The organism is Clostridium sp., from assembly GCF_016650095.1.
Classification (GTDB): Bacteria; Bacillota; Clostridia; order Clostridiales; family Clostridiaceae; genus Clostridium_AD.
Genome location: NZ_JAENWL010000235.1, coordinates 1 through 5,988, shown reverse-complemented (window position 1 = coordinate 5,988; position 5,988 = coordinate 1). Strand labels below are relative to the sequence as shown.

4 protein-coding genes are annotated in these 5,988 nt (G+C 29.9%); all 4 read left to right on the top strand.

Translation table 11 applies throughout. The features are described 5' to 3' along the window. Nucleotides 1–733: 733 nt before the first annotated feature. The 4 genes from JJE11_RS13060 to JJE11_RS13045 all read left to right on the top strand — a co-directional run bounded on the left by JJE11_RS13060 (nt 734) and on the right by JJE11_RS13045 (nt 5,777). Complete coding sequence (locus JJE11_RS13060; protein WP_291636308.1) at nt 734–2,410, top strand: alpha-glucosidase; 1,677 nt, start codon at nt 734–736, stop codon at nt 2,408–2,410. A gap of 85 nt (nt 2,411–2,495) precedes the next feature. Then, nucleotides 2,496–3,488 carry an NADH:flavin oxidoreductase gene (locus tag JJE11_RS13055; protein WP_291636306.1) on the top strand — a complete coding sequence of 331 codons (993 nt, stop codon included), beginning with the start codon at nt 2,496–2,498 and terminating at the stop codon, nt 3,486–3,488. 94 nt (nt 3,489–3,582) lie between these two features. Continuing rightward, nucleotides 3,583–4,383, top strand: coding sequence for a M50 family metallopeptidase (locus JJE11_RS13050; protein ID WP_291636304.1), 801 nt, complete (start codon nt 3,583–3,585; stop codon nt 4,381–4,383). A 59-nt stretch (nt 4,384–4,442) separates the two neighbouring features. Beyond that, the gene (locus JJE11_RS13045) at nt 4,443–5,777 is read left to right on the top strand and encodes an FAD-binding oxidoreductase (RefSeq protein ID WP_291636302.1); all 1,335 of its coding nucleotides are present in this window, start codon (nt 4,443–4,445) and stop codon (nt 5,775–5,777) included. The last annotated feature ends 211 nt before the right edge of the window (nt 5,778–5,988 follow it).

Below are 5,988 nucleotides of genomic sequence, written 5' to 3'. Positions count from 1 at the left end.
TAATTTATAATTTATAATAAATAAATTAATATTGCCATTATTAATATTTACATTTACAACCTAGGAATGAAATTTAAATATTAATTATATGATAATATTAATAAATTTATTTAAATTGTTAATTATGTAATTATGTTGATAATTTAAATAAAAAAATAATAAACGGTGTATATTTTTTTACATTATATCAATGAGTTATAGTAGTGTCAACTCTTGGGGTATGGGAGATTACAACTAAAATGCACCACAATAAGTTACAAGATTAAAATTGTATATAAATATATAGAAAGATGTTATTCATAAATAGATTACATTGAGTATAGATAATGCATTATACATACGTTGGCAATTGAAAGTTACAATAAATGGTAATTACATCGTGACATTAAAGATGAAATGCTTTACTAATAAATTTTTCAATATACAGAATATTATGGCAGATGAATCGAATACTTCATTAATGAAATATTGTAAATACAATTTTTACAATAAAATAAATATTTATAAAAGATTCCTGTACATGGAAATGACTAGCAAAATGAAGCTAAGTACATTAAGTCAATCTTTCACTAGGCCATGATATAGATGAATAGGTGATGTTGCAACTTATCATAGAATTTTATAAAATTAAGGGTTATACTATAATTGAATTGAATTAGCCATTCTCTGAGATGTTCTGGCTATAGTGTATTTCAGTTTGAAATTACTGTGAATACGGAAGGAGAATAGAAATATGCAGAAAAATTGGTGGAAAGAGGGCGTAGTATACCAAATATACCCAAAGAGTTTTAAAGATTCGAATGGTGATGGTATAGGCGATTTAAGAGGTATTATTCAGAAATTAGATTATTTAAAGGAACTAGGAGTCGATATATTATGGCTGTGCCCAATTTATAAATCTCCAAACGATGATAATGGTTATGATATAAGCGATTATAGAAAAGTCATTGAGGAATTTGGTTCACAGCAGGATTTTGAGGACTTACTTTCTGAAATGCACAAAAGAGGACTTAAGCTATTAATGGATTTAGTAGTAAATCATACTTCAGATGAGCACAAATGGTTTACAGAAAGTAAAAGTTCTAAAGAAAATCCTTATAGAGACTACTATATATGGAAAGATGGAAAAGAAGGAAATCCTCCAAATAATTGGGGATCTTTTTTCAGTGGTTCAGCATGGAAATATGATGAAATGTCGGAACAATATTTTCTTCATCTATTCTCTACAAAACAGCCAGATTTGAACTGGGAAAATGAAAAAGTGAGAGCAGAAGTATATGATATAATGAGGTTTTGGTTAGATAAGGGAATAGATGGGTTCAGAATGGATGTTATAAATTTAATTTCAAAGGTTCCAGGATTTCCAGAGGGCGAAAAGGGAGAAAGTGATCTTTATGGTAATGGATTACCACATACAGCTAATGGACCAAGAGTTCATGAATATTTAAAGGAAATGAATAGAGAAGTTCTAAGCAAATATGATATTATGACTGTAGGTGAGGCTCCAGAAGTTAATACTGCGGAGGCAAAGCTTTATGTAAATGATGATAGAAATGAACTAAATATGTTATTTCAGTTTGAACTTATGGGAATAGATGGAGGCACTGGCGGTAAATTTGATGTTCAGCCATGGAAGCTTACAACATTTAAGAAAATCATGTTTAAGTGGTATGAGGGATTAAAGGAAAAAGGATGGAATTCATTATATTTAAATAATCATGATCAGCCAAGAATGGTGTCACGTTTTGGTAATGATAAGAAATATAGGGTAGAGTCAGCAAAAATGCTTGCAACTTTTCTTCATACCTTTCAGGGGACTCCCTACATATATCAGGGTGAAGAAATTGGAATGACCAATGTACAATTTAAAGATATATCAGAATATAAGGATATTGAAACCATTAACATGTATAATGAAAAAACTGTGCAGGGAGTACCTAAAGAGGAATTAATGAAGGGTATTTACGCAATTGGAAGAGATAATGCTAGAACTCCAGTTCAATGGGACAATACAAAAAATGCAGGCTTTTCTGAGGGAACACCATGGATTAGTGTAAATCCAAATTATGAAGATATAAATGTTGAAAGTGCACGAAGGGATAAAAATTCAATATTTTATTATTATCAAAAACTTCTTAAACTAAGAAAAGAAAATGAAATAATGGTTTATGGCGATTTGTTGCTACTTTATGAAAATGATGAAAATATATTTTCATACATTAGAACATATAAGGAAGGAAAGTTATTAGTAATACTGAATTTCTTTGAATCAGAAGTGGAATTCAAGCTTACAGACGATATTATGTATAAACAGGCTGACCTTTTAATTAGTAACTACGAGGTTTGCGATAATAAGGTTAAAAACATCACATTAAGACCTTATGAAGCTAGAGTTTATATTCTAAAATAGTCAAATTATATTATTCGAAGCAATAAAGTTTATGGATATATTGAAATGAAAATTGAAAAATAATCTAATTATAGGAGGTCATAAAATGTCATTTTTGATTAAACCACTAGAAAATTGTAAGTTAACTTTAAACAATAGGTTGGTTATGCCACCGATGGCTACGTCGAAATCTGATCAGGGTGGAAAGGTAAGTAAAGATATATTAGATTATTATGATGAAAAATCTGAAGGTGGATATATATCACTTATTATTATAGAACATAGTTTTATAACGAAAAAGGGAAAGGCTAGTGAAAGAATGCTTTCTGTGGCAGATGATAGTATTGTGGAAGGCATAAAAGAACTGGCGAATATTATTCACAAAAATGGATCTAAAACAGTAATGCAAATTAACCATGCTGGGAGTGCAACTAGTAAAGAAGTTACAGGGTATGACCCAGTGGGGCCTTCAGCTATAGCCAATCCACGCACCGGCAATCTTCCAAAGGAACTTACTAAAAGTGAAATTAAAGATTTGATTTTGGAATTTAAGAATGCTGCTAGGCGTACAAAAGAAGCTGGTTTTGATGGGGTAGAAATTCATTCCGCCCATGGATATCTTCTTAATCAATTTTTCTCTCCGCTTACTAATAGAAGGACCGACGAATATGGTGCAGACTTGCTAGGCAGAATTAAAATTCATTTAGAAATTATTAAAGCAGTTCGTGAAGTTGTTGGTAATGATTTCCCAATTCTTCTTAGGCTAGGTGCTTTTGATTATATGGAGGGTGGAAGTACAATTGAGGATAGCAAAATTGCAGCATTAGAATTTGAAAGAGCAGGAGTAGATATTCTCGATATTTCTGGGGGGTTATGTGGATATATGAATCCAGGTAATACTAGTCAAGGGTATTTTTCAGCCCTAACCGAGGCTATTAAGGAAGTTGTGTCTATTCCTGTTTTACTGACTGGTGGAATTACTGAAGTTACTGCAGCTGAAAAGTTCTTATCTACTGGGAAAGCTGATCTTATTGGTGTAGCTAGGGCTATATATAAAGACTCTAAGTGGGCGGAAAAGGCTATAAAAAGTTTTAATTAACTCAATATGAAGTAAGAAAATAATGTGAACTAAGGGGAGCCCAAAGGGCTTCCCTTAAAAATAGAAAAGAAGCAAGATCCGAAAGGGTGGTTAAATGAGTATACTAGTAAACACAATAATAAAGACATTAGTAGATACAATATATGGGACAGGAATGATAATTCTTGTCGGATTTATTCTTGGATTTTTAAGAGAACGTTCAATAGAAAATTTTCAAAAGAGTTTTGGGTGGAAGGCTGTTGCTATTACCGCTATTATTGGTGTTCCAATACATGAAATGTCTCATGCTGTCTTTTGTTTTCTCTTTGGGCACAAAATTAAGGGAATAGTACTTTTGCAAAAGAGAGATGAAAATGGGGTACTTGGATATGTAAATCATGCTTATAATCCTAACAGTGTATACCAACAAACAGGCAATTTTTTTATAGGCATTGCCCCTATATTCGGAGGGATTTCAGCTATAATTGCATTGATGTACTTCATGATTCCCAAAACATATAATGAATTTATAACTATATCAATGAGTAATCTGAATATAACTAAAATAAACCAATTTGCTATAGAGGGAATACTGAATTCTTATATTGATTTAATAAAAATGATCTTTTCGATTAAGAATTTTGCGAATCCGTACTTTATATTATTTTTGTTTTTAGCTATATGTATTTCCTCTCATATATCCTTAAGTACTGCGGATATTAAAGGTGCAAGTAAGGGATTATTTATAATATTTATAATAATATTAGTTATCAATGTCTTAGGTTTTTCAAAGTTTTTTATGGCTGAAAGTATATTAAAATATAATATTCTAATGATAGGATTTCTGATAGTATCATTAATCTTTTCGAGCATAACTTATTTTGTAAGCTTATTACTATCATTAATAAAGAACTAATATAATATAAGTGTAGATGAAATAAGGTTGTAAATAAATGAGAAAGAGGAAGTGTTATTATGAAAATGAAAAAAATGTTTTGGATTTTATTATATTTTCTTGCACCAGTATTACCAGTATATTTTTATGTAATCCAAGAATCAAAAAGCAATAATAATTTTATGTTTTTACTAGGTGGAGCATTAGGAATATGTTCCTATGTATTTTTTGTAAATCAATTTATAATTACTGCAAGACCAAAGTTTATTGAAAAAAACTTCGGAATGGATAGAATGTATAGATTCCATATGGTTATGCCCTTAGTTGCATTTACTTTAGGACTTATTCATGCTCAAATTAAGGAGAGTTATTTTCATGACTCTTTTCAAACAACATTAGGAAGTGCTACTCTCGTAATATTTGGTGCAATAATTGTTATTAGTACCTTATTAATGATTAACAAGCTATTTTTTAAAATTAAAATAGTGGATGATATAAGAAATTCATTAAAGAAATTTCTAAAACCAAAGCACGAATTTCTTGTTACAGTCCACAATATTACTGTAGTAGGTGTTTGTATTTTATTAATTCATATACTTTTAAGTAATTCTGTAAAGACAAATATTCAATTAGAGATGACACTTACAGCTTATTTTGTAATAGCCTTATCTATGTATTTTTATCATAAAGTATTAAAAAGAAACATTGCAAAGAGCAAGGAATATACGATATCAGATATTAGAAATGAATGCGATAACATAATAACTTTAAAATTCAAACCTAAAAATCATAAATTATTTACATATAAATCAGGACAATTTTTATATGTTAAACTTTATAATGAAGAAATTCCAAAAGATGAACATCCATTTACTATATCCTCAAGTCCTACTGAAAAAGATTATATTTCAGTAACAGTTAAGCAACTCGGAGACTTTACTAATAGCCTTGTAAAAGCTAGGGTAGGTGATAAGGCATATATTGATGGTAGTTTTGGAAGCTTTACACATTTGGATTTACCAAAAGATAATAAGCTTTGTTTTATTGCTGGAGGAATTGGAATAACACCATTTTTAAGTATGTTAAGGTATTTAAATGTGGAAGAAAAACATAGAGATGTGATTTTAATTTGGGGAGCTCGCGATAGCAGTGAACTTATTTGCAAAGAAGAGCTAGATTCAATAGCATGTAATATGAAAAATCTAACCATTATCCCCGTTTTATCCTCAGAAAAAAAATATAGTGGAGAGCAAGGATATGTTGACGGTGCTAGAGTTAAGAGATTATTGAATAATGATCTTGAATATGATTTTTTCCTATGTGGACCTCCAATTATGATGGAGAAGGCTGTTTCAGATTTAAAATCTTTTAACATTAATTCTAATAAAATTCATTTTGAAAGATTTTCGATTTAGAAGGTGGATGATATTAAAAAATTGCATTAAAGATATAAGCCCTAGAGCTGGAAGAATGTTTCCCACTCTGGGGCTTATATCTTTATATTTCTAATATCATTAATTATGGATAATCGCATTTTTCTTATTTTTTAACCGCTGTTTGTATTCATACATATTTTTATCGGCAATCCTAAATAACTCATTATAATCAGTTCCCTTTTGTGGGAAG

What these genes read in the sequence shown, in the direction of transcription:
- JJE11_RS13060 (WP_291636308.1), top strand. Translation starts at nt 734, where the DNA reads ATGCAGAAAAATTGGTGGAAAGAGGGCGTAGTATACCAAATATACCCA.
- JJE11_RS13055 (WP_291636306.1), top strand. Translation starts at nt 2,496, where the DNA reads ATGTCATTTTTGATTAAACCACTAGAAAATTGTAAGTTAACTTTAAAC.
- JJE11_RS13050 (WP_291636304.1), top strand. Translation starts at nt 3,583, where the DNA reads ATGAGTATACTAGTAAACACAATAATAAAGACATTAGTAGATACAATA.
- JJE11_RS13045 (WP_291636302.1), top strand. Translation starts at nt 4,443, where the DNA reads ATGAAAATGAAAAAAATGTTTTGGATTTTATTATATTTTCTTGCACCA.